The 23,266-nt window shown below is 63.7% G+C and carries 19 protein-coding genes; 10 read left to right on the top strand and 9 right to left on the bottom strand.

Going from position 1 to position 23,266, the window contains the following annotated elements:
* Nucleotides 1-90: 90 nt before the first annotated feature.
* Nucleotides 91-1,767 carry an ATP-dependent DNA ligase gene (locus tag P0D80_RS17960; RefSeq protein WP_408285772.1) on the bottom strand — a complete coding sequence of 559 codons (1,677 nt, stop codon included), beginning with the start codon at nucleotides 1,765-1,767 and terminating at the stop codon, nucleotides 91-93.
* Nucleotides 1,764-2,915, bottom strand: coding sequence for a ligase-associated DNA damage response exonuclease (locus P0D80_RS17955; RefSeq protein WP_408285770.1), 1,152 nt, complete (start codon nucleotides 2,913-2,915; stop codon nucleotides 1,764-1,766). Before P0D80_RS17955 ends, P0D80_RS17960 begins: the two co-directional genes overlap by 4 nt.
* A gap of 277 nt (nucleotides 2,916-3,192) precedes the next feature.
* Between P0D80_RS17955 and P0D80_RS17950 the strand changes: the two genes are divergently transcribed.
* The 5 genes from P0D80_RS17950 to P0D80_RS17930 all read left to right on the top strand — a co-directional run bounded on the left by P0D80_RS17950 (nucleotide 3,193) and on the right by P0D80_RS17930 (nucleotide 9,893).
* The gene (locus P0D80_RS17950; RefSeq protein ID WP_132377264.1) at nucleotides 3,193-4,095 is read left to right on the top strand and encodes a YihY/virulence factor BrkB family protein; all 903 of its coding nucleotides are present in this window, start codon (nucleotides 3,193-3,195) and stop codon (nucleotides 4,093-4,095) included.
* A gap of 132 nt (nucleotides 4,096-4,227) precedes the next feature.
* Nucleotides 4,228-5,031 (top strand): alpha/beta fold hydrolase, encoded by an 804-nt coding sequence (locus P0D80_RS17945; RefSeq protein WP_132377265.1) that lies wholly within the window; start codon nucleotides 4,228-4,230, stop codon nucleotides 5,029-5,031.
* Nucleotides 5,032-5,035: 4 nt separating this feature from the next.
* A complete protein-coding gene (locus P0D80_RS17940; RefSeq protein ID WP_408180174.1) occupies nucleotides 5,036-7,366 on the top strand; it encodes a hybrid sensor histidine kinase/response regulator in 2,331 nt (776 codons plus the stop codon).
* A gap of 120 nt (nucleotides 7,367-7,486) precedes the next feature.
* Nucleotides 7,487-8,590 carry a cell division protein ZapE gene (zapE, locus tag P0D80_RS17935; RefSeq protein ID WP_408285765.1) on the top strand — a complete coding sequence of 368 codons (1,104 nt, stop codon included), beginning with the start codon at nucleotides 7,487-7,489 and terminating at the stop codon, nucleotides 8,588-8,590.
* Nucleotides 8,591-8,807: 217 nt separating this feature from the next.
* Entirely contained in the window at nucleotides 8,808-9,893 is a 1,086-nt protein-coding gene (locus P0D80_RS17930; protein WP_408285764.1) for a hypothetical protein, read from the top strand.
* Between the two features lie 105 nt (nucleotides 9,894-9,998).
* Here P0D80_RS17930 and tkt read toward each other — a convergent pair whose 3' ends face one another.
* The 3 genes from tkt to P0D80_RS17915 form a co-directional block, all read right to left on the bottom strand.
* Nucleotides 9,999-12,083 carry a transketolase gene (tkt, locus tag P0D80_RS17925; protein ID WP_408285762.1) on the bottom strand — a complete coding sequence of 695 codons (2,085 nt, stop codon included), beginning with the start codon at nucleotides 12,081-12,083 and terminating at the stop codon, nucleotides 9,999-10,001.
* A 260-nt stretch (nucleotides 12,084-12,343) separates the two neighbouring features.
* Nucleotides 12,344-12,889, bottom strand: a complete 546-nt coding sequence (locus tag P0D80_RS17920) for a cupin domain-containing protein (RefSeq protein WP_408180178.1) — start codon at nucleotides 12,887-12,889, stop codon at nucleotides 12,344-12,346.
* A gap of 395 nt (nucleotides 12,890-13,284) precedes the next feature.
* Complete coding sequence (locus P0D80_RS17915; protein WP_408285760.1) at nucleotides 13,285-13,557, bottom strand: hypothetical protein; 273 nt, start codon at nucleotides 13,555-13,557, stop codon at nucleotides 13,285-13,287.
* Between the two features lie 156 nt (nucleotides 13,558-13,713).
* On the opposite strand from P0D80_RS17915, the gene P0D80_RS17910 reads away from it, so the two are divergent.
* Nucleotides 13,714-13,950, top strand: a complete 237-nt coding sequence (locus P0D80_RS17910) for a hypothetical protein (RefSeq protein ID WP_132377272.1) — start codon at nucleotides 13,714-13,716, stop codon at nucleotides 13,948-13,950.
* 41 nt (nucleotides 13,951-13,991) lie between these two features.
* Here P0D80_RS17910 and P0D80_RS17905 read toward each other — a convergent pair whose 3' ends face one another.
* Nucleotides 13,992-14,237 carry a DUF6723 family protein gene (locus P0D80_RS17905; RefSeq protein ID WP_132377273.1) on the bottom strand — a complete coding sequence of 82 codons (246 nt, stop codon included), beginning with the start codon at nucleotides 14,235-14,237 and terminating at the stop codon, nucleotides 13,992-13,994.
* A gap of 195 nt (nucleotides 14,238-14,432) precedes the next feature.
* Here P0D80_RS17905 and P0D80_RS17900 point away from each other — a divergent pair, with 195 nt between their 5' ends.
* Nucleotides 14,433-14,690, top strand: coding sequence for a hypothetical protein (locus P0D80_RS17900; protein WP_408285757.1), 258 nt, complete (start codon nucleotides 14,433-14,435; stop codon nucleotides 14,688-14,690).
* Nucleotides 14,691-14,763: 73 nt separating this feature from the next.
* On the top strand, nucleotides 14,764-17,133 hold the full coding sequence (locus P0D80_RS17895) for an FdhF/YdeP family oxidoreductase (protein ID WP_408285756.1): 2,370 nt from the start codon (nucleotides 14,764-14,766) through the stop codon (nucleotides 17,131-17,133).
* Between the two features lie 76 nt (nucleotides 17,134-17,209).
* Here the strand turns inward: P0D80_RS17895 and P0D80_RS17890 are convergent, their stop codons facing one another.
* Nucleotides 17,210-18,316: a porin gene (locus P0D80_RS17890; protein WP_494471457.1), complete on the bottom strand. Its 1,107-nt coding sequence runs from the start codon at nucleotides 18,314-18,316 to the stop codon at nucleotides 17,210-17,212.
* A 296-nt stretch (nucleotides 18,317-18,612) separates the two neighbouring features.
* On the opposite strand from P0D80_RS17890, the gene P0D80_RS17885 reads away from it, so the two are divergent.
* Nucleotides 18,613-19,842: an AAA family ATPase gene (locus tag P0D80_RS17885; protein WP_408285754.1), complete on the top strand. Its 1,230-nt coding sequence runs from the start codon at nucleotides 18,613-18,615 to the stop codon at nucleotides 19,840-19,842.
* A gap of 5 nt (nucleotides 19,843-19,847) precedes the next feature.
* Nucleotides 19,848-21,593: a cobaltochelatase CobT-related protein gene (locus P0D80_RS17880; protein WP_408285924.1), complete on the top strand. Its 1,746-nt coding sequence runs from the start codon at nucleotides 19,848-19,850 to the stop codon at nucleotides 21,591-21,593.
* Nucleotides 21,594-21,620: 27 nt separating this feature from the next.
* On the opposite strand, the gene P0D80_RS17875 is transcribed toward P0D80_RS17880, so the two are convergent.
* Together P0D80_RS17875 and P0D80_RS17870 are read right to left on the bottom strand one after the other, a co-directional pair.
* On the bottom strand, nucleotides 21,621-22,454 hold the full coding sequence (locus P0D80_RS17875; RefSeq protein ID WP_408180184.1) for a class II glutamine amidotransferase: 834 nt from the start codon (nucleotides 22,452-22,454) through the stop codon (nucleotides 21,621-21,623).
* 122 nt (nucleotides 22,455-22,576) lie between these two features.
* Nucleotides 22,577-23,254 (bottom strand): MarC family protein, encoded by a 678-nt coding sequence (locus P0D80_RS17870; RefSeq protein ID WP_408285751.1) that lies wholly within the window; start codon nucleotides 23,252-23,254, stop codon nucleotides 22,577-22,579.
* Between the last annotated feature and the right edge of the window lie 12 nt (nucleotides 23,255-23,266).

Raw genomic sequence — 23,266 nt, 5'->3', positions numbered from 1 at the left:
CTGGATGGCACGCCTTGAGGCTATCATCGATAACGCAGGAATCCTGTCGAGAAAAACCCGGCACCCTTTTAGGGATTTGTACTCAGCGGGTTATCCCGCACGATCATCGATGAAGCCCTTGAGCATGGCCAGCGTATCGGCGTCGTCGATATGTTTGTCCGTGCGCCAGCGCAGCATGCGCGGAAAGCGCACCGCCACGCCGGATTTATGACGCGGACTTGCCTGAATGCCCTCGAAGCCGATTTCGAATACCAGGGTGGGCGTCACACTGCGCACAGGGCCGAACTTTTCGATCGTGGTCTTGCGAACGATGGCATCCACCTGACGCATCTCTTCGTCGGTTAGTCCGGAATAAGCCTTCGCGAACGGCACCAGCGTGCGCACGCCGTTCGCTTCGTCCCACACCGCGAAGGTGAAATCGGTGTAGAGACTGGCGCGGCGGCCGTGGCCGCGTTGCGCATAAAGCAGCACGGCATCGACTGCATACGGATCGATCTTCCATTTCCACCATGTGCCAGATGCCTTGGTGCGGCCCACGCCATACATCGATTCGCGTTGCTTGACCATCAGCCCTTCCACACCGCGTGATCGGCTCTCGTCGCGTAACGCCGCGAGCGCCTGCCAGTCCGCGGCGCGCACTAGCGGCGACACACGCAGCAGATCGCGCGCGAGCGTGCTGTCGATGGAAATGGCCAGCGCATCCAGTTGCGACCGCCGCTCGGCGAGCGGCGTCATGCGCAGATCCTTGCCGTGCGCTTCGAGCAGATCGTAGGCAAGCAGTGTGGCGGGCGAATCGGCGAGGATTTTTTTAGTCAGCGTTTTACGGGCAATCCGTGGTTGCAGGCGCGCGAACGGCAATGGCGCCATCGCGCCCGGCTCCCAAGCGAGAATCTCTCCGTCGATCACGCAACCGTCCGGTAACGCTTCGCCTAAAGCCGCCACTTCGGGGAATCGATCCGTGATCAGATCCTCACCGCGTGACCACAACCAGACACGTCCACCACGTTTGACCAGTTGCGCGCGAATGCCGTCCCACTTCCATTCGATCTGCCACTGCGACGGGTCGCCTAGCGTCGCCGGATCGGCCTGCAATGGATGCGCGAGAAAGAACGGATACGGCAGGCCGAGATCGCTCTCCTGCTGGTGATCGCCGGACTGCGTCTCGTCACCTGTCGCTTCGGGTGCGATCAAACGCAGATAGCGCGCGGCATCGGGCTTCTGTTGCGAGTCGGTCCAACCGACCATGCGTTGCGCGATCCGTTTATGATCGACGCCCGCTACTTCCGCCAGCGCCCTCACCACCAGTTGCCGCGCGACGCCGACCCGAAACCCGCCGCCGATCAGTTTGGTCAGCAGAAAACGGCCGCCCCAGTCGAGCTCGTCCCAGTAGCCGATCAAGCGTGTGCGCAACTCTTCCGGCGCGACGCCACGCAAAGTCAGCACGCGTTGCTCGATCCATTGCGTGAGGCCCAATTCGGAACTGCGTTGCGCTGGCGGCAGGATATGGGCGATGGTTTCGGCGAGGTCGCCCACCGCGTGATAGGACTCCTCGAATAACCAGGCGGGCAAACCGGCGCGCTCGCGGGCAATTTCCGTCAGTAGACGCGTCGGCACCGACTGGCGCGGTTTGCCGCCGGCGAGAAAATACGAGGCCCACGCCGCATCTTCCGGCTCGGCCACGGCGAAGTAGCTCGTGAGCGCTTCGAGTTTGTCGTGCGTGGACGTGGTCGCGTCGAGCGCGGTGTAGAGGGCGGCGAAGCGTTTCATGCGCGGCTCGACGGGTCGGCGGCGTTGGCCGTGTCGTCAGTGGCGGCGTCTTGCTCGGCGGCCTCATCGAACTCGTGCGGCACGCTGCCCGTCGTGGCTGTTTCATCCGCGCCCGCGGCGTCGGCCTCGACGGTATCGTCGCCATATTGTGTTTCAAACGCGCCGGCCTCGAGGCCTTGCTCACGCAACCAGCGCACCATCGGCTCGACCGAGCCATGCGTGACGATCACACGTTCAGCGCCCGTCGCCTGAATGGCCGTTTGCAGGCTGGGCCAATCGGCGTGATCCGACAGCACGAAGCCACGGTCGACGCCACGCCTGCGGCGCGCGCCACGCAGACGCATCCAGCCCGACGCGAACGCGTCGCTATAGTCGCCGAAGCGCTTGAGCCATGCGCTGCCCTGCGCGGACGGCGGCGCCACGATCAACGCCTGCCGGAACGCCACCTTGTCCTTGAGCGGGATCTCGCTCACGAGACGCACCGGCGGCAAGCGCACGCCGGCCTCCCGAAACGCGCGATTGAGCGGCTCCACGGCGCCGTGACAGAAGATCGGCCCAATGCCGGCATCGACGCTCGCCAGCACGCGCTGCGCCTTGCCGAACGAATAGCAGAACAGCACCGATGCGCGTCCTTCGGCCGCGTTATGCCGCCACCACGAATCGACACCGTCGAACACGGTTTGCGGCGGGTCCCACCGATAGATCGGCAGGCCGAAAGTCGACTCGGTTATGAAGGTATTGCAGCGCACCGGTTCGAAGGCATCGCAGGTCGGGTCGGGGTCGAGCTTGTAGTCGCCCGATGCCACCCATACGCGCCCGCGGTGTTCGATCCGCAGTTGCGCCGAGCCGAGTACATGCCCAGCGGGATGCAGCGACACCGTCGTGCCGTTGAGATCGAGCCGCTCGCCGTACGCCAGGGTTTGCAGTGATACGCCGGGCAAACGCGACAGCAGCACGGTCGCCCCCGCTTGCGACGCGAGATAGTGCCGATGTCCGAAGCGCGCGTGATCGGAATGCGCATGCGTAATCACCGCACGTTCCACGGGGCGCCACGGGTCGATATAGAAGTCGCCGGGCGGGCAATACAACCCCTCGGGCCGCGCCACCACCAGGTCCGCGAGATCTGCTTCGTCAGAGGCTATAGTCAATGGTGATTCCGATGGGAAAGATGGCACGTCGTGTCTGCGAATGATAGATGTCTATATGACAATCGCCGTTTTCATACGTGTTGAAGCATGTCGACGCAACGTCGATACAGCCGCCAAGCAAACTGCATTCCTGGCGCGCATTGGCGAATCGGCGTGACAGCAAGAAACGGCAACGCCAGCGTGGCTGCATTCTTGCTTAAGTATGCATGAGCAACAAGGCAAGCGCGTCGGCAAAACCGGCATTCCGGCAGGCCAGCCACGCGCGCTGTGAGGTCACATGCAATCCATCATCGACGACCACGCGTTATATGTGGCGAAACATCCCGGTACATTCGCGCTGCAAACCTTGAAGGCATTTCGCGCCAACCAGGGCTTGCTGCTCGCGGGCGCGGTCGCGTATTACGCGTTGCTTTCGATCGTGCCGCTCATGATCCTGATCGTGATCGCCCTGTCGCGCTTCGTGCCCCAACATACTTTGCTCGCGGCGCTCGCGCATCTATTGCAATGGCTGGTGCCGGGCCAGTCAAATGCGCTGGTGCGCGAACTGGCCAATTTTCTCGCACATCGCGCGGTGATCGGCTGGGTCTTGTTGCTGACGATGATCTTCTTCAGTTCGCTGGCCTTCACCGTGCTCGAAAACGCGATGTCGCTGATTTTCGTCCACCGCGTGGTGGTAAGGCGGCGTCACTTCCTGCTCTCGGCGATGCTGCCGTATTGCTACATTCTGTGTCTCGGCGTCGGCCTGCTGATCGTCACCTTCGTGTCGAGCGGTCTCGAGGCGATCGGCGCCGAAGGCATCGAACTATTCGGCCTGCATGTTTCGTTGCAGGGACTCTCGCGCGTCGTGCTGTATCTGCTCGGCCTCGCGGGCGAGGTGTTCGTGCTGACCTCGATCTATATGGTGATGCCGGTCGGGCGCCCTTCGCTCAAACATGCGCTGTTCGGCGGCGTGGTCGCCGCGGTGCTATGGGAGATTACGCGGCACGTGCTGGTCTGGTATTTCGCGACTCTCTCGCAGGTGAGCCTGGTGTACGGATCGCTGACCATGGCCATCGTGATCCTGTTCAGCCTGGAGTGGCTGGCGACCTTGCTGCTGCTGGGAGCCCAGGTGATTTCGCAATACGAACGATTCGGAAGCGAGCCGCTTCAGGCGCCGCAACCGGAAATCAAGACCGATTGAGCCTCGCCGCGATGCGCCCTACTCCTCGGGCAACATGGCGAATGGCAAGACTGGGGTAACATTCTCCTGAATACCGGCCGAGGCGCACGCCTGGCGTAACCGCCTCCACCCGGCAGGCTTCAGGACCCGACAATGAGCATCACCCTGCGCAACAACATACAGATTTCCGGCAACGGCAAGCGGACCATGGTGCTGGCGCACGGCTTCGGTTGCGATCAAACCATGTGGCGCTACCTCGCACCGTCGTTTCATGACGAATACCGGACCGTGCTGTTCGATCACGTCGGCAGCGGCTCGTCGGATCTGAGCGCCTACGACATCGACAAGTACGACTCGCTGTACGGCTACGCCAGCGACCTGATCGAGATCATCCGCGAAGTCGCCGAGGGTCCGGTGGTGTTCGTCGGCCACTCCGTCAGCGCGATGATCGGCCTGATCGCGAGTCTCAAGGCGCCGCAACTCTTCTCCGCGCTCATCATGGTGGGCCCCTCGCCCTGTTATGTGAACGACGGCGACTACGTCGGCGGCTTCTCGCGCGACGATATCGAAGACCTGCTGCGCACCCTCGAAAGCAACTACCTCGGCTGGTCGAGCACGATGGCGCCGGCCATTATGGGCGCGCCGGAGCAGCCGGAGCTCGGCGTCGAACTGACCAACAGTTTCTGCCGCACCGACCCCGAGATCGCGCGGCAATTCGCGCGCGTCACGTTTCTCTCCGACCATCGCGCGATACTGTCGCGCGCGACCACGCCCACGCTGATTCTGCAATGTAGCGACGACATCATCGCGCCGTGCGCGGTCGGCGAATATCTGCACCGCATGATGCCTGGCAGCACGCTGCATCTCATCGAGAACGTCGGCCATTGTCCGCACCTCAGCTCACCGAGCGCAAGCGCGGACGCGATGAACGCCTTTCTCGGGCCGATGAGCCTGTAGCACGATGCAAAGCACGGACCGCCCGCTGCCCTCAGCCGACGCATTATTCGAGCACGCCGCCTGCGGCCTGCTCGTCACCGATGCCAACGGACGCATCCTGCGCGTGAACGCGACCTTCTGCGGCTGGCTCGGCTATGAGACCGCGGAGCTTGCCGGGGCGAAGCAAATCCAGGATCTGCTGAGCGCGGGCGGCAAGGTGTTCTATCAGACGCATTGGGCGCCACTGCTGCAAATGCAGGGTTCGGTGGCCGAGGTCAAGCTGAACATGATGCATCGCGACGGCCACATGGTGCCGATGCTGCTCAACGCGGTGCGCCGCCGTCATGGCGACGTGACTTACCTCGAAGTGGCGGTGCTGATCGTCGCCGACCGTCATAAGTACGAGCAGGAGCTGCTGCTCGCGCGGCGCAATGCCGAGGCGTCCGTGGCCGCGCATCAGCTCGCGCAGCGGGAGTTGCAGGAAAGCCGCGACGTGTTGAGTCTCGCCATGCGCGGCGCGCGCATGGGCGCGTGGTCGCACGAACCGAATTCGGGCAAGTTCTGGTGGAGCCGCGAACTGGAAGCGCTCGCGGGTTATGCCGAAGGCCGCTTCGCCAATACGCCCGGCGGCTTTTTCGAACTGATTCATCCGGGCGATCTGGTTGCGCTGAACGAGGCAGTGGACCATGCGGTGGAAGCCGGTGACGACTACGTCGCCGAATTCCGCTTTCTGCATGCGAGCGGCGACTGGTGCTGGATGGAAGGCCGCGGGCGCGCCACGTATGACCGCCACGGCGAGCCGCTGATGATCTACGGCCTCGGCATCGACATTACCGAACGCAAGGAAGCGCAGACGGTCCTGTTACGCCAGGCCGCGATCTTCGAGCACCTGAGCGATGCGATCGTGATCACCGACCTGCGCGGCAATATCACCGACTTCAACGTGGGCGGCGAACGCATGCTGGGTTATCGCATGCGCGAGATTCTCGGCAAGCCGGTCGCGCTCTTCCTGCCGCCGGAAGAAGCGCTGAGCATCCGCCGGGAAGCGCTCGCGGCGCTCGCCGCCGAAGGCACGTGGCGCGGCGAGTTGCCGTTCGTGCGGCGCGACGGTTCGCGCGGCGTGTGCGAAACCGTGGTCAAGCCGCTCGCGAACGCACGCGGCGATATTTACGGGGCGGTCAGCATCAACCGCGACATTACCGAGCGACGGCGCGCCGAGCAGCAACTTACGCGGCTGAATCTCGAACTCTCGAAGGCCGATCGCCGCAAGGACGAATTTCTCGCCACGCTCGCGCACGAACTGCGCAATCCGCTGGCGCCGATGCGCAACGTGCTCGAGATTCTGCGTCTAAAGGAATTCGCCGATCCACAATTGAACTGGTCGCGCGACGTGTTCGACCGGCAACTGCAACATATGACACATCTGGTCGACGATCTGCTGGAGGTCTCGCGCATCACCCAGGGCAAGCTCGAGTTGCGCAAGCAACGTCTCGAACTGGCGCGCGCAATGCAATCGGCCATGGAAGCGGCGCGGCCGACCGTGCAGGCGTCGTCGCATCATCTGAGCGTGACGCTGCCACGCGAGCCGCTTTATCTGGTTGCCGATCCCACGCGCCTGTCGCAGATGATCCTGAATCTGCTGAACAACGCCGCCAAGTACACGCCGCCTGGCGGCAGCATTTCGCTCGCTGCGGAACGCGAGGGCGATGAAGCGGTAATCGTCGTGCGCGATTCCGGCATCGGCATTCCGGGCGAGCATCTGGACAGCGTGTTCGAAATGTTCTCGCAACTCGCGCCCGCGTTGGACCGCTCGCAAGGCGGCCTCGGCATCGGCCTCGCGCTGGTGCGCGGCCTCGCGGAACTGCATGGCGGCACAGTCGCGGCCTTCAGCGACGGCCCCGGCAAAGGCAGCGAGTTCGTGATCCGCCTGCCGCTGACCAAATCCGCTTCGTTGCCGTCCGACAGTGCGCCGACTGAGACGCCGCACGCGGCGGGTTTGCGCGTCGTGATCGTCGACGATAATGCGGACGCCGCCGACAGTCTCGCGATGGTGCTCGAACTCGAAGGCCACGAAGTGCGCACGGCCGGCGACGGCATCGCCGGTCTTGAACTGATCGGCGCGTTCGCGCCGCAGGCGGTGATTCTCGACATCGGCTTGCCGCTTCTGAACGGCTATGAAGTGGCGCGGCGCATTCGCCACGATTACCAGGACGCCGGCATTGTGCTGATCGCCGTGACCGGCTGGGGCCAGCAGCAGGACAAGCAGACGGCCGTGGCCGCCGGCTTCGACCATCACTTCACGAAGCCGGTCGATCCGGGCGAGTTGCAACGGGTGTTGAGCCGGCAGCGGGTATGAGCGCGCCTTGTTAAACTGACGCGATTTCCGCCCGCCGCCCCTTTATGCCCATCGACACCGCTGCCGCATTCGCCGCCATCTCTTGCGAAACCGTTTCGCCACGCACCGGCAAGCTTGCTCATGCTTGACGGCGCTCAAGTCACACGCACCTTGGCCGCGCGTGGCATCGCGCCCGATGCGAGCCAGCGCGAAGCGATCGCCGCGCTCGTTGCACTGCTCGGCGCGAATGGCCGGCGCGCGCGGTCCAACTCGCCAATGGCGCACCGAGGCGTGTATTGCCACGGACTGCCCGGGCGCGGCAAGAGCCTGGTGGTCGACACGGTGTTCGAGTTGGCGACCTGCCGCAAGCGGCGTCTACACTTTCACGAATTTCTGCGTGAGATGAACCGGCGGCTCGTGAGCGAGCCGCGCGGCGACGACCGGCTTGGCTCGGTCTCGCGGCAATGGCTCGATGGAGTCGAGTTGCTGTGCTTCGACGAATTCCACGTACACGACATCGCCGACGCGTTCCTGATGGGCCGCTTTCTCGATACCGCAATCGGTCTCGGCACACACATCGTGCTCACCTCGAACTACGCGCCGGATGGCCTGCTATCCGACCCGGAGTTTCACGAGCGCTTTCTGCCGACCATCGACCAGATCAAACGCTGCTTCACCGTGATTCATTTCGACGGCGCGCGCGACTACCGTTTCGGCGGTGAAGAAGCACAAGTGCCGCATTTCTTCGCGCCGCTCGATGCCGCCAATCGTGAAACCATGCGCCAGATTTTCGTGCGTTATGAAGGCAGCGAAACGCTGGATCCGGTTACGGTGAGCGCGGCCGGCCGCCCGCTTGCCGCACGCGCGGCGGGCGCGGCATTACTGTGGGCGGACTTCGAGAATCTGTGCGTGGCGAGCCGCTCGCATCTCGACTATCTGGATCTCGCCGAGCAATGGCACGGTCTGATTCTCGACAATCTGCGCACCGAATGGCTGAGCCAATCCCACACGCTACAACGGCTGATCTGGCTGGTCGATATTCTCTACGACCGCAAGCGTGCGCTGTTCATCGCCTCGGACGAACCGATCGAAGCGGCGCTCAGCGGCCTGGTAGGCGCGCACGATCTGTCGCGCACGCTGAGCCGGCTCGCCGAAATGCAATCGCGCGCTTATCGCAACACGCTCGACGGGATGGACGAGGTTTCGGCGGACACGCCGGCAGATGCAATGGACGGTTCCTCTTAAGCTGCCGGGCAGCTATGGAGGTGCGTATTCTGCAAATCTTGCAAAACAATCGCAAATCCTGCGCATCCTCTTTCAATCGCCATCGTCGAGAGAAAACCCCGCTATTCATAGGATGAAACGGCGGATGGCGCCTCCGTGCCGCCATTCGGGAATAGGACCTGCTACCGCCGTTGCGGGCCCATTCTTCAGGGGATAGCGTTCCGCTCTTCCCGTCCTTATGATCAGAACCGCTTCTGTCGCCGCGGCATTGTGCGCGGCCTGCGTCACTTCCGCCTGCGTCCACATCGGACCATCCCGCCTCAAAGCCGATCAGGTCGACTATGCGCGCGCCCTCGGCGATGCGAAGAAACGCGAGATTCTCGCCGCCGTGGTCGGGTTGCGTTACGGCGACGCGCCCGCGTTCCTGACGGTCAGCAGCATCATCGCCGCCTATACGTTCGATGCCACCGCGGGCGCCACGGCCAACGTCGGCTCGGGCAGCCAGCCGAACTACGCGCTCGCAACGGGGAGCGCCTCATATTCGAATCACCCGACTTTCACCTTCACGCCAACCACGGGTGAAGCCTTCGCCTCGGCGTACATCCGCCCGCTTGCGCCGTCGCTGGTTTTGCCGCTTGCCGAAGGCGGCATTCCGATCGATCTGCTGTTGCGCATCACCGCGCAATCGGTGGGCGGCTTGCAGAACGGCAATGCGCTCGGCGGCGAAAACAGCGCGGGTGCGCCGGGTTTCTTCGAGTTGCTGCAAGCGCTGCGGCGTCTGCAACTGGCCGGCGAACTAAACGTCGAGTCGCGCCAGGCGGACGGCAAAAGCGGAGCGATGGGCGTGTATCTGGTCATGGGTGCGACCACCAGCGGCGAGTCGCCGGCCACGGCGGCCGATCTTGCCCGCGTGCGCAAACTGCTGCATCTGTCGTCGAATACGCGGACCTATGAGATTGTCTACGGGCCGTCGTCGGCATCGCAAAAGGGCGACAAGATACCGATGGTGACGCGCTCGGTGCTTGGCATCCTTTCCGACCTCGGTGCCCAGGTGCAGGTGCCGGTCGAGCGTATCAGCGATGGCTCGACCAAGCCGACCGTCGGCCTGATCGGCGGCGAGACCAGGCCGACCATCATCGTGCACTCCGGCAAAACACCGCCTGAGAATGCCTACGTGATGATCGCGTATGGACCGTCGACGTATTGGGTCGATCGCAACGACTTCGATTCGAAATATGCCTTTACAGTCGTGCAGAATCTGATGGCGCTAGCCGAAGCCGATACGAGCAGCAAGGCGCCGGTGGTGACGATTCCGGCGAATTGATCGCGCGATAGCGGCGGCGGCCCGCGAGTTCGCGGCGGCGGATAAAAAAGCCGGCGGCTCTTATCAAGCCACCGGCTCTTTACCGCGGCGGACCTATCCGTGCCTTTACTCCTGACTGCGCTTGGACTGCACCCGCGCGATCTGCTGCTTCGCCGCTTCGTACACCCGCTCCGGCGTGAAGCCGAACTTCTTCTTCAGATCAGCGAGCGGCGCGGACGCGCCGAACGTATGCATCACCACCTGCGCACCGAGACGGCCCACATAGCGGTCCCAGCCGAGCGAGGCAGCCTGTTCGACAGCGACACGCGCATCGACGTCCGGTGGCAGCACCGAGTCCTGATACGCCTCGTCCTGGCGCTCGAAGATGTCCCACGACGGCATCGACACCACGCGCGCCGCGATCCCCTCGCCCTTGAGCTTCTCGTACGCGTCGACGCAGATCGAGAGTTCGCTGCCCGTCGCCATCAGGATCACTTGCGGCTTCTGTCCATCGGGCGCATCGGCGAGTACATAAGCGCCCTTCCGCGTGCCGCTGGCGGCGGCATAGCGGCTGCGGTCCAACGTGGGCAGCGCCTGACGCGACACGACGATGCATGACGGCCGCCGCGGATCCGACAGCGCCACCCGCCAAACCTCGGCGACTTCGTTGGCATCGCCCGGACGCAGCACGGTGAGCCCCGGCACGCCGCGCAGCGAGGCCAGTTGCTCGATCGGCTGATGGGTCGGGCCGTCTTCGCCCACGCCGATCGAATCGTGCGTGAACACGAAGATGGACGGCACTTCCATGATCGCCGAGAGGCGGATCGGCGGCTTCATGTAGTCGCTGAAGATCAGGAACGTGGAGCCGAACGGCCGCAGATTCGACAGCGCGAGGCCATTCACCGCCGCACCCATCGCGTGTTCGCGGATGCCGAAGTGCAGATTGCAGCCGCCATAGCTATCGTGCTCGAAGCTGCCCGCGCCTTCGAATTTCAGGTTGGTTTTGGTGGACGGCGAGAGATCCGCCGCGCCGCCGATCATCCACGGCACGCGCGCGGCAATCGCGTTGAGCACCTTGCCCGACGAATCGCGTGACGCGACGCCCTTCGGATCCGCGTCGAACGTGGGGATGTCGCTGTCCCAGCCCGCCGGCAGTTCGTGCGCTTCCATCTGAGCGAATTCACGCGCGAGTTCCGGGTATTTTTTCGTGTACGCGTCGTACTGCGCCTGCCATTGCTCGCGTGCCGCCTTGCCGCGCGCGCCGATGCCCGCCGCGAAGCGCTCGTGCACGCCGTCCGGCACGTAGAAGAACTTGTCCTCCGGCCAGCCGTACGCCTTCTTGGTGAGCGCCACTTCTTCGACGCCGAGCGCTTCGCCATGCGCCGACGAAGTGTCCTGCTTATGCGGCGAGCCCCAGCCGATGATGCTGTGCACCACGATCAGAGTCGGCCTGTCGGTGATGCTTTTCGCTTCGACTAAAGCGGCTTCGAGCGCGGCGGCGTCGTTGGCGTCGTTCACACGCAGCGTATGCCAGTTGTAACCGTGGAACCGGCTTTCCACGTCGTCGCTGTATGCGAGGTCGGTATGGCCCTCGATCGTCACGCGGTTGCTGTCGTAGATCCAGATCAGATTGGACAGCTTCAGATGCCCGGCGAGCGAAGCCGCCTCGTGCGAGATGCCTTCCATCATGTCGCCGTCGCCGCACAACGCGTAGACGCGATGGTCGAAGAGCGGCGCATCCGGCTTGTTGAAGTGGCTCTCGCACCAGCGCCCCGCCATCGCCATGCCGACGCTGTTGCCGAGCCCCTGGCCGAGCGGCCCGGTGGTGGTCTCGACGCCGGTGGTCATGCGGTACTCGGGGTGCCCCGGCGTATTGCTGTCAATCTGGCGGAAATGCTCTATGTCGTTGAGCGAGACGGCGGGCGCGCCGGTCGGTTTGCCCTCCTCGTCCACCGCCTTCACGTTGGCCAGATGCAGCAGCGAATACAGCAGCATCGACGCATGTCCCACCGAGAGCACGAAGCGATCGCGGTTCGGCCACAACGGCTCGTCCGGGTCGTAACGAAGATGGTTTTGCCACAGATGATAGGCAACGGGTGCCAGTGCCATCGGCGTGCCGGGGTGACCGGAATTGGCCTTTTGCACAGCGTCCATCGACAGCGTGCGGATCGTGTTGATGCACAGCTGATCGAGGGCGGGATCGTTTTGCATGGGACACTCCTTGTTCGGCGGTTGAAGAGAAAGCCGGGACGCACTGTGTCGGCGCACCCGGCGAACCGTGTTACGTGGAAGAACGCATGAGGAACCGCTGCGAGGCTCAACGATGATGCGCCGATGCGCGCAAATCTGCACGGAGCGTTACACGCGGCATCGGATGGGTTGGCTGCGGGAAGCGGATCTTTCGGAGGGCTTGCGACGCGAGCCCGTTCCGATCGGCGCGGACAAGGGCGAAGAAACGGCGTGCGCCAGCATCAAGCCGCGCGCAGCCAGTGCTCGACTAGTGGACCATGTTTGCCGTCAATCGGATCCAGCGGCGGAAAAGGCAACGCCTCCATGGCCGCGAGTTCGTCCGGCGTGAGCGCCTCGCGGCGGATGTCCCACTGCTGGCCTTCCGGATAGCCGGCCACGACCCGAAAATGCCGGGCGAACGATTGCAGGCAATGGCCAGTCCCGGACGGCAGCAGGATCGCGTCGCCGGCGGATAGCGTCACCACCTTGCCGCCCGGTCCGCCGATGATCACTTGCGCGGAGCCGTCCGTCACGCCCAGTATTTCGTGCGCGGTGGCGTGGAAATGGTGGTAGTCGAAAATGCCGTCGCGCCACTGCGGCGGCCACGCATTGCGTTCGAAGAGAATTTCGAACGCGGCCGCGAGGTCGCCGCTATCCGGCATGAGGGCGCGCCTGTAAATCACGACCGGCAATGTGCGGTTGTTCGGCACCCAGTCGTGCGGCTTGAGCATGAAGGCTTCGTACTCGGTCTTGGCGGCGTCGAATCCATGCTTTGAATCGTTGAACATGGTTTGCTCCTTTGCGTCCTGAAGATCGCTGTGCTCCCCTGCAACTGGCGTTGACGACAACGCGCCAGCCGGCTCAGGCGATCTTTTCAGCGCCGCATAAAGCGCGCCTGCTTTCGCGCGCGCTTCTTTTTGGGCAATTCTGTGCGCGCTGCCGTGACGATGGACGAATTTCGCAAACATATGAAGTATTGCTCGCTTAGCTTGTTTATCTCAGTCTGCGTGGCACCGGCCGCGAAGGTCGAGTGCCGCGCATGCCCGTCACCGCTGGTCAGCCGCCGCCGACGCCGGGCGCATCCGCCGAGTCTTCGTCGCCGGGGTTCAGCGGTTCGTTTTCCTGTTGCATGCATCTCTCCCTCGGATTTCCGGCTTGTACTCCGGAAACAGCATACGCCGCATCATTGCTTGCGCCGCGATTCACGTCCGCCGCCTCCGGGCGGCTCGCCATGGGAGCCGGTGCCGAGCGGGACTTCGGTGGTTTGGGCCGGGCGCTCGTTCGAGCGCGGCGGATTGGTCGCCTTGTCCACGCCGGTCTGTTCGACGGGCTCGATACCGAGCGGGCTGGGTTCGACGTAGTGCGTGCCACTCGGCTTGTTGCGCTGTTTCACTTCGTCTGTAACTAGCGCGTCGAGCTGGTCCCGCGGGTTGGTGTCCTGCGGTTCGGTCTGCATGCCGCCCTCCTTCTGATTTCGGATATGTCTTCGATGCAGCAACATCCGGTCCCTCTCCGTCAACACGCCCCTCAGCACGCCAACGGCAAGCTGGGCACAGCCGTTGCGGCAGGTGCGGTGGAGGTCTGGACCGACATTTGTAAAAAGGAGAACCTCATGACAATGACGACGATTCGCGTATCCGATACTGAAGTACAAGTCGAACGCACCCTGTACACCTTCGCGCAAAAGAACGACGCGGACTCATTCCAGCGCTGCCTCGCCGATACCTCGATCGACAGTTGCTATCGCACGCATCCACCGCTCTCGGCGCGGCCGACGCTGCCTGACGAACATCCCGACGACCCAGGTCGTGGCAGCACGATTTCTCCGTCGCTCGGCGGCATGCCATAAGGCAATCCCTGCTTCCGGCGGCGCGAGTGCGCCGCCATCCGTCAGTTCTCTGGGCTCGCGCGATCCGCTGCCACGATCTCACGGCCATAGTCGATCGCGGCGCGGCGCGCCTCGTCGGCGGTCGCGTAGGGCCCGATTTCGGGCGCGCCATCGAATGGAAACAGAATTCTTCTGTCCGCTTTTCTGACAACCTTCAGTCCACCTACGTAACGGCCGTCGCCTGTTCCGTGATAGCTGGCGTAAATCTCGAAGTCATCGTCAGCAACGTCGGCCTTATGTCGCGCCATTTGTCTTTCCCTTGTCCCTGCACTTCTGTGCGTCATGTCCGGTGTGATATCGCGGCGCGTTCCGCCGCTGTGGCGCCACGCGCATGCTGTGGTCGAGCAATAGCTGTTCCACACGCCACGGGCCCAGATTCTCGGCGAATGGGGCCGGTGGCATGCCGGTTGCGCTCGACAGGCATTCACATCACGGAGACCACGATGACTATGACGAGCACGCGTTGCATGCCGAATCTGCATCTGCATACGCCGATGCCACCGGAGGTCGACCCCGACGCCCCGCGCCCGACCAGCGATCCCGATCCGTCGCCGCCGCCCGACGACGTGCCGCCGAATGATCCGGATCGTGCGCCCGAAGGCGATCCGCCCGCCAGGCCGCCGCCGGTCAGCGAGGCATGGCCTTGTCCAAATGGCGTTGCAAAGCGAGGGCAGAGCGGAATGCTTGTAAGCGCAAATTAAACCAGTGGTCCGGTAATTGCGGACTCTTCGGGTAAGCCGGCGCTCAGGGACCGGCAACCCGCCAGGAGTCAACATGAGCACCGATCACATTGTCGAAACCGCGCCGCAGAGCGCAACGAAAGGCACACCCGGCACACCCGATAGCGCGCCCATCAAGGAGTACCGCAACGCCGCGGGCGGCTGGGGCTCGGTTAAAGCGGTCGCGTCGATCCTCGTGCAGGAACACGTGACGTTGAACGGCAGCCGCATTCTCTCGCAGCAGAACAAGCCCGACGGCTTCGCCTGCGTGAGCTGTTCATGGGCCAAACCCGCGGACCCGCACCTCTTCGAGTTCTGTGAAAACGGCGCAAAGGCGACCGCGTGGGAAATCACCAGCAAACATATCGATACGGACTTTTTCGCCGGCCATACGCTGAGCGAATTGCGCTCATGGAGCGGTCTGGAACTCGAGTCGCGCGGGCGGCTGACCGCGCCGATGCGCTGGGATCCGGCGACCGACCGCTACGTGCAGATCACCTGGGAACATGCGTTCGCCGAAATCGCGAGCGAACTGCAAGCGCTCGATCCGAATGAAGCGGTGTTCTATGCATCGGGCCGGGCGTCGCTGGAAACGTCCTACATGTATGCGCTGATGGCGCGCCTGTATGGCACCAACAACCTGCCGGACAGTTCGAACATGTGTCACGAGAGCACCTCGGTCGGCTTGCCGAAGTCGATCGGCGTGCCGGTCGGGACCGTGCAACTCGAAGACTTCACGCATACCGACTGCATGCTGTTCTTCGGCCATAACACCGGCACCAACGCGCCGCGCATGCTGCATCAGTTGCAGGATGCGCGCAAACGCGGCGTGGAAATCATCACGTTCAATCCGCTCAAGGAACGCGGGCTCGTCACATTTGCGAACCCGCAGTCGCCGCTCGACATGCTCACCCCGGCCGATACGCGGATCAGCACGCAATATCATCAGGTGAAGATTGGCGGCGATGCGGCGGCGATTGCCGGACTCTGCAAGCTGCTGATCGAATGGGACGACGACGCGCAACGCAACGGTGAGCCGCGGGTGCTCGACGCGGTTTTCATCGCCGACCATACGCATGGCTTCGAAACCTTCGCCGACGCGATGCGCGCCACTTCATGGGAAGAGATCGAGCACCACTCGCAACTCAGCCGCGGCGCGCTCGAAAGCGCGGCACGTGTCTACGCGAAAGCGAATGCCGCGATGGTGCTGTACGGCATGGGCATCACGCAGCATCGCAGCGGCGTGCACAACGTGCAGATGCTGTCGAACCTGCTGCTTTTGCGCGGCAATATGGGCCGACCGGGCGCGGGCATCTGCCCGATTCGCGGTCACTCGAACGTGCAGGGACAGCGCACGGTCGGCATCACGGAAAAGCCTGAACTCGCGCCGCTCGACAAGCTGAAGGAACTCTACGGCTTCGAGCCGCCGCGCGACAAAGGCATGACTACGGTCGAAGCATGCCGTGGCGTGCTCGACGGCAAGGTCAAAGCCTTCATCGGCCTAGGCGGTAATTTTCAGGTCGCGATTCCCGATCATCATGTGATGGACCCTGCGTGGCAGCGGCTGCGGCTCACGGTGCAGATCGCCACCAAACTCAACCGGAGTCATCTGCTGCACGGCGAGGTCGCGTACCTGCTGCCGTGCCTCGGGCGCATCGAGATCGACCGCCAGGCGAGCGGCGAGCAATGGGTCAGCGTGGAGGACAGCACGGCCTGCGTGCATGGCTCGCACGGACTCGCCGAGCCGGCCGGCGACATGCTGCTGTCGGAACCCGCGATCGTCGCGGGCCTTGCAAAAGCTCTGCTGCCGCGCAATCCGAAGATCGACTGGGATGCGTGGGTGGACGACTACTCGCTGGCGCGCGATGCAATCGAGCGCACCTATCCGGATCAGTTCAAGGACTTTAACCAGCGCTTCAGGCAACCAGGCGGGTTTCACCGGCCACTCGCCGCTTGCGAGCGCAAATGGAATACGGCAAGCGGCAAGGCGAATTTCATCGTGCCCGAGACGCTCGACGAAGACGCGGACATGCCGTCGCGAGGTCCAGACGTACTGCGCCTGATGACGGCGCGCGGCGACAGTCAGTTCAACACCACCGTGTACGGTCTCGACGACCGCTTTCGCGGCGTGCGTGGCAGCCGCAGCGTACTGCTCATGCATCAGGACGACATGACGCGGCTCCGCTTTTCGGAAGGCGACGCGGTGTGCATCTCCACCGTCTCGAACGACGACGTGACGCGCGAAGTGGACGGCATGCATGTCCACGCGTTCGACATTCCGCTGGGTTGCATCATGGGCTACTACCCGGAATGCAATCGCCTGATTCCGCTCTCGCATCACGCGGAATCGAGTCAGGTGCCGGCGTCGAAGTCGATTCCGGTGCGGCTGCGCAAGTCGGCGGCGAGCGAGGATTTGGCAGCGTGAGAATGCAGAAAGGGCGCGCCGGCCTGAATCAGAGCGCCCTTTCTGCGATGCCAAACTGCCAGCCGCCTATGCTGCATCAGAACTGATGCAGCATGCCCACATAAGCACCGGTTTGCGATTCACCCACGAGCGGACTCGTATTGTTGCTCGCATCGCGCGGCGATGCTTCGAGCGAGAAATTCGAGTTGCTGCCATTGCGCACGTAGCCCACGGTGCCGTACAGGAAGGTGCGTTTCGACAGGTTGTAGGTGGTGCCGAGCACATACATCATTGCGTGGCCGGACGGGTCGTGGGCGGCATCGCCCGAGCCGTCGCCGACCTTCACGTAGAACCCGCCCGCCGTCATGGCCCAGCGCGGCAGGAAGTTGTAGGTGGCGCCGAGCCAGTAGTGATCGGCCGAGTCGGCGACGCCGACCGGCGAATCGGGCGCCGAGTAATGCGTGTAGGCGCCCTGGATCTTCACCGCGTCGAAATGCACGTTGACGCCGGCGAAATATTCGCGCGATGCCTGGAAGATGTTGCTGAATCGGCCGTTGTTGTCGCGCAGTTCGTCGTAGATGCCGCGCACGTCGAAGAGCGGCGAGTGGTAGCTCAGCATGATGCCGTCCGAGCGGCCGAACTCGCCGGCCGCGCCGCTGTTGAAAGCGCCCGCCTGATTGCCGAACGCATATTGCGCCTGCACATCGAAACCCCAGAACACCGGGCTGTGATACTCGACGTTGTTGCTGGTTTGCTGCCAGTTGCGCCCGCGCACGAGCGAGGCCGACGAAAACGCCTGCTGCACGAACGGATCGAATTCCCAAACGCCGTCGCTGTCGATAAACAGATTACGGCCAGCCTGCAAGGTGCCCCACTGCTCGCTCTTCAATCCGACGAACGCGCGCCGCGACCAGAGCCGCCCGCCGCTCGTCGTGCCGTTCATGACCTGCAAACCGGTTTCGAGGTTGAAGATCGCATTGAGTCCGCCGCCCAGATCTTCGTTGCCTTTGAGGCCGAGCATGCTGGTGCCCCAGTCGCCGCCTTCAGCGCTCCAGCGGCTCGAACTGCCGCCCGCGCCATTGTTGATGTGGTTCAGGTATTCCAGACCGGCGTCGAGGCGGCCATACAAGCTCACGCTGGTTTGACCATATGCCAGCGGACTTGCCACGGCGAGCGCCGCCATTAATTTTGTATGTAGTCTCATTGTTTTGCCGTCAATTTTTTGTGTCGCGATGTAGGGCAAAGAGGACTGCGGATGCTTCAAACACGATCCGCGAGAAAGACGTTTGTAAACTACAGCGCTGGGTCCGTCGAACTATAGGCGATACGCGCTCCACGACCTATTCGCTTGACGCAATAAATATTTGCCCGGCCTGGGCTCGACAAGGCCCGGTTGCCAATGGAATGGAAAGTCGAAAGCCGCTCAAGATAAGATAGTCGCTCATTCGGCCCCAGCCAAATTGCAATGCACGATTCGTTATTGACTATTCAACTTTCGCCATGAACTCGCCCGAACTGACCGAAGACGAAAACCTTGGCCTTTACCAACGCGCAACGGAACACGGCGCCGAATGGTGGCGCGTGAGCGTGGCCGACCGGCCGGAAAATTATCGGCTCGAACATGGTGTCGACAATGGCAGCGGCCCTGGCGCGGTCGATATCGATCTCGTGGTGGACGCGGAAAATCTGCGTGCGAAGCTGAAGAAATGGCGCCGCGAAGGCTTCGCCATCGATACGGACGACGCCGCAAGCGAGCAGTCCGCGGCCGGCCGCGTCGCCTTCATGCCGGAATTGCAGCGCGTCGCGGCGCGAGCTTCGGCGGCGAAACATCGGCAGTTGGAAGGCACCGGCGCGACCGTGCGCATCGGTCATGTGGAGGTGCCTTGCGGCTTCGACAATCCGCTCGTGCCACGCCTCAATCCGGCCTATCTGTTCTCCGAGCGCTTTAACGACATCGTCGAGGACATTGTCGAGAACCGGCGCGTGATGCTGATCGGCCACACCGGCGCCGGCAAGACCAGCCTGATCGAACAGGTCGCGGCGCGGTCGCGTCACGGCGTGCTGCGCTCGAACATGAACGGGCAGACCACGGTTGGCGACTTCGTCGGCTTCTGGACCGTCAAGGGCGGCGAGACGCTGTGGGTCGACGGCGTGCTGCCCACGGCCATGCGCGAGGGGCTCTGGCTGATCGTCGATGAAATCGATTTTGCCGAACCGTCGATTCTCGCCGCCCTCACCGCCGTGCTCGAACCGCACGGCCGCCTCGTGCTGAAGGAAAAGGGCAACGAGATCGTCGCGCCGCATCCGGCCTTCCGGTTGTTCGCGACAGCCAATGCGGTCGGCGCGATGAGTCAGTTCCGGCATCTGTATCAGGGCGCCAATCTGATGAACGAGGCGTTTCTGGACCGCTGGCGCGTGTATCTGCTCGACTATCTGACGCCCGCCGAAGAAGCCGACGTGCTGATCGCCACCCTCGCCCCGCACATGACGCGCGCGCTCGCCACCACGCTCGCCGCGATCGCCGCCGACTGCCGCGCGGCGTTCGCTCGCGAAGATCTCTCGAGCGCGTTCTCGACCCGGCGCCTGCTCGACTGGGCCGAACTGATGCTGCGCACGGGCGACCCCGAACGCGCCGCCGGGCCGGCCATCTACGCGAAGGTGAGCCCGGAAGACGCCGCGTTGATTCGCGGCATCGTTCGCCATCACATCGCGCCGGCGCCTGAAGCGTGAGCGCGATGCACGCAACGCGCGACACGCGCGGCTTCGCCTTCGAATCCACGCTCAGCAAGGTGGCCCGCGTGCTGACCGGGCAATACGGCGTGACGGTCGCGTTCAGTCCGGACGGTCCGCGCGTGGAGCCCGGCCGCATTGTGATTCCCGAATATGAGTTGAATGGCGAAGTCGAGCGCGATGTGCTGATCGGCTATCTGGATCTGCTGGTCGCGCGCGCCAAGCATGCGTCGCTCGCGCAACTCGATGCGCTGCCCTCGGGCGTCGCCGCGAATCTCGCGCAGGTGATCGAAGACCGCCGCGTGTGTGGACAGTTGCTCGACGAATATCCGGGCGCGCGCTGGTTCATCGGCAAGCTGCGCCTGCATGCGACCGAGCGCGTGCGGCAGCGCTGGCCGAAGCTGCACTGGCGCGACCGGCTGGTCTGGCTGGTCGAACGCGCGTTGTGGGATGAACCGCCCACCCGGACCGAAGCGAGCCATTCGCTGCTCGCCGCCTTGCATGCCGCGGAGGATCTGCTGCACGAAGCGCGCGCGAGCCGCTCGACCGCGCAGAGCATCGCGGCGGCGCAGGCGCTCGTGGCGCGCGTGCGCGCGTTGTCGGCGGGTGAGGTGAACAGCATGGCGTTCACGGCGGATCCGGTCGAGGACATCGATACGGAAACGGCCGCTTCGTCATCCGTGCCGCTCGAAGACGACGACACCGTGCTCCCCGACCAGGACAGCGCGAACGCGCCGCCGTCCGATCGAAGCGGTGGCGCGCAGGCGGACAACGCGGTCGGCATGGGTCAATCGCTGGCGGACGCGCAGCAGCCATCGGAGCGTTCAGAAGGCGAAGCAGGTCGTGTTGCTGCGGCTGCATCACAAGCCCGGCTGTCGATTCCGCTCGCCACCGAATTCGACGACATCCGCGATCTCACGGGCCAGGGCGACAGCGCCGCCTGGCGCGAGTTGCGGGCGCAGGCTCGCGCGGACACCGCGCCGCTGAAGGAAAAGCTCGAACGCGCGCTGAGCGCCGACGAGCGCACGCGCTGGCGCCGCGAGCAGGAGCGCGGCGAGATCGATCGCACCGCGCTGGCGAAGCTCGCGACCTCGCCCGGTTATCGCACGCCGTTTCGCACGCAGCGGCCCGCCAAAGGACGCGACGTCGCCGTGACGCTGCTGATCGACCGCAGCGGCTCGATGGCCGGCCGCAAGATCGAACTCGCGCGCCAGTGCGCGGCCGCCTTGTGCGATGCGCTGACGCAGTTGTCGTTCGATTGCGAAGTGCTCGGTTATTGCTCGGTCGAATCCGCGCCCATGAAGCAGCTCTACGAGCGTCAACGCGCCGCCGGCGCGGATTTACGACGCTATAACCGCTTCGTCGAACGGCTCGATCTGAAGGTCTATAAGCGCTTCGGCGCGACGGACCTGAGCGGGATCGCCGCGATCGACTGCGGCCACGAGAATCCGGACGGCGAGGCGCTGGCGTGGGCCGCGACGCGGCTTGCCGACCATCAGGCCGAACGGCGCATCCTGATGATGTTCTCCGACGGCTACCCGTCGACCGGCGACGGCGATCCGCAGGTTTTGCGCAGCGATCTGCGCGAACGCGTCGCGGCCATCGGCAAGCGCGGCATCGAGCTTGTGGGGATCGGCGTGCTGACGGACGCAGTCGAGGACTTCTATCCGCACAATGTGGTGGTCAGCCGCCTCGCCGAACTGCCGTCGACGGTGTTCTCCGTGTTGAGCTCGATGCTGCTCACGCGTTGATGCCGGCGCTCACGCGGCTCTCAGCGCTCACGCCGACTGCGGCTTGAACGGATACCGTTCGATTTCACCGCCGCGCGCCACCACCGCCGTGCTCTCCGGAATCTCCTGCCACCAGCCCGGCAGGTCGGCGAGCGGTTCGGACAGCACCAGAAACGCATTCTCGCCGGCCGCCTCGATGCGTGGATCGTCGGGATACAACGCGTGCAGTTGCTGAAACGAGCTGCTGTGAAAGAGCGAGCGCGACTGCCCTTCGCTCGAATAGCGCACTGCGACGATCTGCTCGCCGTCGGTGGCGCACACGGTCATGTTCAGCGGTTCGTCCACGCCATGCTTGCGGCCGGTGTCCTCGACGAAGGCCACCATCCGCTCGAGCGCGGTGACCGGCGCCACTTCCAGGCCGAAGGTCAGCGCGAGGAAAAACATCACCTCGGAATCGGTCGAGCCTTCAATGGACGGAAACAGATCGGGGTCGATCGCCACCATCAGATCGCGGCGCACGGCCGGATAGTTGCGTATCAGGCCGTTATGCGCGAAGAGCCAGCGGCCATAGCGGAACGGATGACAGTTGGTTTCCTGCGAAGGCGTATCCGTCGCCGCGCGTATGTGCGCGACGAACAGCGGCGCGCGGATCGCCCGCGCCGCTTCGCGCAAATTGCGGTCGCTCCACGCCGGTTGAATGCAGCGGTAGCGAAACGGAATATCGGTCGGCTGGCCGTACCAGCCGATGCCGAAGCCATCGCCGTTGGTCGTGGTCTGGCCGAGCCGCGAATGCAGGCTCTGGTCGATCAGGGAGTGTTTGGCGTTGAACAGCACCGTTTCGAGCTGAATCGGGTTACCTGTATAAGCGAGCCAGCGGCACATGAGGTTTTCTCCTGTCGACCAGAGTTGGCGCTTTAGCGCCTTACTCTGGTCCCATGCACTTGCTGTGGTCGACCAGAGTTGGTGCTTCAGCGCCCCGGCGCGGCGTGCCGCCGGGTACACATCTACTTCACTACCGGCTGCATCGTCGCGATCGGAATCAGGAATTCGGAGAAGCCGGTCAGCATGATCTGCACACCGATGCACAGCAGCAGAAAAGAAGATACACGCATCGCGACCTTGGTGCCCTCCACGCCGAGGTACTTCGCGAACACCACCGCGCGGCTATAGATCAGATAAACCGTCACGGCCACCGCCAGCGAGATCACCACCGACGCGATGCTCGAAATCACAAACTCGGAGAGCTTATGCGTGCGGTTCGCGGTCAGCGCGACAGCCGTGGCGATCGAGCCCGGCCCGGTGGTCAGCGGAATGGTGAATGGGAAAAACGCCTTCGACATCGCATTGTCCGCGTCCACCCGCTTGACCGCCGGCTGCTCGGCCGGTTGCGTGTCGGGCGCATTGAGCATCTGCCAGCCGCCCACCGCGACGGCGAGCCCGCCGCCGATGCGCAGCGCCTGCATGGAGATGCCGAAGAAATGCAGGATCGGCGTGCCGATGAAAAACGCCACCAGCAGCACGCACATCACGTTGATGGCGATTTTGCGGGCCAGCGCGGTGCGCTCCTCCGTGGTCAACGAAGCAGTCCGGTCCAGGAAAACGAAAGCAATGCCGATTGGGTTGATGATGCTGATCAGCCCGGTAAAGCCAAACAGAATGTCCGAGATCAGACTGTCGACCATATGCGTTCCGTG

Origin of the sequence: Paraburkholderia sp. RL17-373-BIF-A, assembly GCF_046030175.1 — a bacterium.
Taxonomy (GTDB): domain Bacteria; phylum Pseudomonadota; class Gammaproteobacteria; order Burkholderiales; family Burkholderiaceae; genus Paraburkholderia.
Note: the sequence above shows the minus strand (reverse complement) of the source record. Positions and strands in the feature narration are given on the sequence as shown.

Excerpts from the sequence above, each read along its gene's own strand:
- P0D80_RS17960 (WP_408285772.1), bottom strand. The coding sequence starts at position 1,767 with ATGAAACGCTTCGCCGCCCTCTACACCGCGCTCGACGCGACCACGTCC.
- P0D80_RS17950 (WP_132377264.1), top strand. The coding sequence starts at position 3,193 with ATGCAATCCATCATCGACGACCACGCGTTATATGTGGCGAAACATCCC.
- P0D80_RS17945 (WP_132377265.1), top strand. The coding sequence starts at position 4,228 with ATGAGCATCACCCTGCGCAACAACATACAGATTTCCGGCAACGGCAAG.
- P0D80_RS17940 (WP_408180174.1), top strand. The coding sequence starts at position 5,036 with ATGCAAAGCACGGACCGCCCGCTGCCCTCAGCCGACGCATTATTCGAG.
- zapE (WP_408285765.1), top strand. The coding sequence starts at position 7,487 with ATGCTTGACGGCGCTCAAGTCACACGCACCTTGGCCGCGCGTGGCATC.
- P0D80_RS17930 (WP_408285764.1), top strand. The coding sequence starts at position 8,808 with ATGATCAGAACCGCTTCTGTCGCCGCGGCATTGTGCGCGGCCTGCGTC.
- tkt (WP_408285762.1), bottom strand. The coding sequence starts at position 12,083 with ATGCAAAACGATCCCGCCCTCGATCAGCTGTGCATCAACACGATCCGC.
- P0D80_RS17920 (WP_408180178.1), bottom strand. The coding sequence starts at position 12,889 with ATGTTCAACGATTCAAAGCATGGATTCGACGCCGCCAAGACCGAGTAC.
- P0D80_RS17915 (WP_408285760.1), bottom strand. The coding sequence starts at position 13,557 with ATGCAGACCGAACCGCAGGACACCAACCCGCGGGACCAGCTCGACGCG.
- P0D80_RS17910 (WP_132377272.1), top strand. The coding sequence starts at position 13,714 with ATGACAATGACGACGATTCGCGTATCCGATACTGAAGTACAAGTCGAA.
- P0D80_RS17905 (WP_132377273.1), bottom strand. The coding sequence starts at position 14,237 with ATGGCGCGACATAAGGCCGACGTTGCTGACGATGACTTCGAGATTTAC.
- P0D80_RS17900 (WP_408285757.1), top strand. The coding sequence starts at position 14,433 with ATGACTATGACGAGCACGCGTTGCATGCCGAATCTGCATCTGCATACG.
- P0D80_RS17895 (WP_408285756.1), top strand. The coding sequence starts at position 14,764 with ATGAGCACCGATCACATTGTCGAAACCGCGCCGCAGAGCGCAACGAAA.
- P0D80_RS17890 (WP_494471457.1), bottom strand. The coding sequence starts at position 18,316 with ATGAGACTACATACAAAATTAATGGCGGCGCTCGCCGTGGCAAGTCCG.
- P0D80_RS17885 (WP_408285754.1), top strand. The coding sequence starts at position 18,613 with ATGAACTCGCCCGAACTGACCGAAGACGAAAACCTTGGCCTTTACCAA.
- P0D80_RS17880 (WP_408285924.1), top strand. The coding sequence starts at position 19,848 with ATGCACGCAACGCGCGACACGCGCGGCTTCGCCTTCGAATCCACGCTC.
- P0D80_RS17875 (WP_408180184.1), bottom strand. The coding sequence starts at position 22,454 with ATGTGCCGCTGGCTCGCTTATACAGGTAACCCGATTCAGCTCGAAACG.
- P0D80_RS17870 (WP_408285751.1), bottom strand. The coding sequence starts at position 23,254 with ATGGTCGACAGTCTGATCTCGGACATTCTGTTTGGCTTTACCGGGCTG.